The 2131-nt window shown below is 53.3% G+C and carries 2 protein-coding genes and 1 pseudogene; all 3 read right to left on the reverse strand.

The window, feature by feature from the left end:
- A partial coding sequence (locus lacNas_RS07960) for a PLP-dependent transferase (protein WP_201346759.1) occupies positions 1-183 on the reverse strand: 183 nt, incomplete at its 3' end.
- Between the two features lie 591 nt (positions 184-774).
- Positions 775-1911 (reverse strand): GGDEF domain-containing protein, encoded by a 1137-nt coding sequence (locus lacNas_RS14280; protein ID WP_244660608.1) that lies wholly within the window; start codon positions 1909-1911, stop codon positions 775-777.
- Between the two features lie 22 nt (positions 1912-1933).
- Positions 1934-2131, reverse strand: a pseudogene (locus lacNas_RS07975) (hypothetical protein); the annotation flags it as partial.

Consider the following 2131-nt stretch of genomic DNA (forward strand, 5'->3'; position numbering starts at 1 on the left):
GTAGATGTTGCCCGCGTCAGTCAGGGCAAAGCGGCCGGCCGCCTGGTCGGCGTCGTCAAAGACATAGGAAGTCGTCTGGTAGATCGGCACGGCCCGGGCGCCAGTTTCATCGATCGGCTGGCCGGCATGGACCTGCAGGGTTTCAAATGACAAACCTTCGTTGCTGATTGCTTCTTTACTCATGATGGTTACCTCGCTTGTGTTTTTCGTAATATTGATTAGCTGCTGATTGAAATGCTTAAAATATTGCTGTTAAAAACCCAAGCGGCACATGTAGCCGACCCCGATCGCTGATCCGCGCCAGAGGATCAGCCAGCGTTTTGTCTGCTGATACCGTTTCCTGCTCATGAATCATCCTCCGAAAAAAAGCCGCCCAACTAACCAGTAGTTCAGGCGGCCATTGCTATCTTCAATACAGTCAACGATTTCAGGATGGTGAACCACAGGTATTCGCTTCAATGCTAAAAGACATGCTGCACATCAGCATGTTGCCTGGCATGGCTTGCATTTGGCACTTCTTAGTCGCGAATTCCATGATGGTTCTCCTTTCTTCATCAGTTCTTAATTTGTCTTTAAGTATACTAGCCAGCTGGCGAATGTCAATCCTTTCCAGAAAATTTTTTCAAAAGAAAAACCAGGGAATCATGGCAGTGATTCCCTGGTTGTCAGTCCTATTCAGCAAACTAAGACTTTGAAAGTCCTTTTCAACAAATCTTAATTTGTATTTAAAGTATACCGGCTTTTGGCCTTTTGTCAATCTTTTCCGTCAAAAAACTACGACTGGGCAACCAGAACCTCGTTGCCGCCCTGCTTTTTGACCATGTACATCAGCTGGTCGGCCTTCTGGTAGAGCTGGTCGACGTTCTTCAGATTGTTGTTGTAGTGAATGACGCCGCAGGAAAAATGCAGCTGGCTCAGCCGGCGGCCATCCAAGGAGATGACCTTTTTGGCAAATTCCTGCTGCAAAGCCCGCAGCTGCTTGCGGCACGCTTCTTCTGACGCGCAGTGCATGGCAAAGACGAACTCATCGCCGCCCAGCCGGGCCAGCACGTTGTCGCTGCTCGGGTCGAAACTGTCGGCAAAACCCGCCTTGTCCTGGTAGCAGACCCGCAGGCCCTTTTCCAGGCTCCGGCTCAGCTCCTGGATTGCCAGGTCCCCCATCCGGTGGCCGTAGCTGTCGTTGATCTGCTTGAAGTGGTCGATGTCGACCAAACCGACGAACAAGTCGCCGCACTCCGGCTGGTCAACCGCTTTTTGCAGCAGGGTCATGAAGGTCGACCGGTTCATCACCCCGCTCATGCGGTCAAAATTGGCCTGAACCCACAGCTCCCGCTGGCTTTCATTGTACTTGTTCAGCAGCAGGTATGAAGCCAGGCGCCCTTTCTGGATGACGTAGTGCAGGGCCAAAGAGGCAATCGTGTAGATCAGGCCGTTGAAGCTGTCGAGCTGCCACATCACCTGCCCCTTGAACACGTAGGAGCACAGGCTGAAGACCAGCAGCATCAAGAGGTAAAAGGCGCTGATCGCCAGCATCGTGTCCATCAGCAAAACCGCGACCAGCACCGCGAACACCAGATAGGTCGTCGCCACATGGTGCGGGTCGATGCTCGAGTCAGCGATGGCAAAAGTCAGCAAAAGCGCCATCGTGCTGTAAGAAGTCACTCGGACGGACATCCTGGTCTTCTTGATGAGCACAACCAAAAGCAGGTTGGCCAGGCAGCCGGTGAAGTACATCGGGAAATAAGACCGGTGCAGGCCCGCCAAGGAGAGCAGGGTGAAGATTCCCAAAGCGAGCACGAAGAGCTTGATCAGAAAAGTGCAGCTCTTGAGATTGTGGTCTTCGATGTGCGGCAGACAGCTGTCGTAGACTTCCCGGCTGTCCCCGTAATAATTGATTTTCTCCAAATTCATTTTTGTCTTTCCTAAACAAATCCTAAGCCAGCGGCAGAGTCATAAAGTTGTGCGGCAGCATGGTCAAAGCCGCAAACAGCAGGTTCAAGACAAGGGCCGCCGTCAGCGCCCAGCTGCCCTCCCGGCTCATCAAGTGAGCGATCGCCAGCAAGATCACGGCCGCGCCGGCTGCCAGCAGCTGGCCGGCAAAAGCCAGCCCGCCCGCAGCCAGTACTAGGCC

Source organism: Lactobacillus nasalidis, assembly GCF_016587775.1.
In the GTDB taxonomy this organism is placed as follows: domain Bacteria; phylum Bacillota; class Bacilli; order Lactobacillales; family Lactobacillaceae; genus Lactobacillus; species Lactobacillus nasalidis.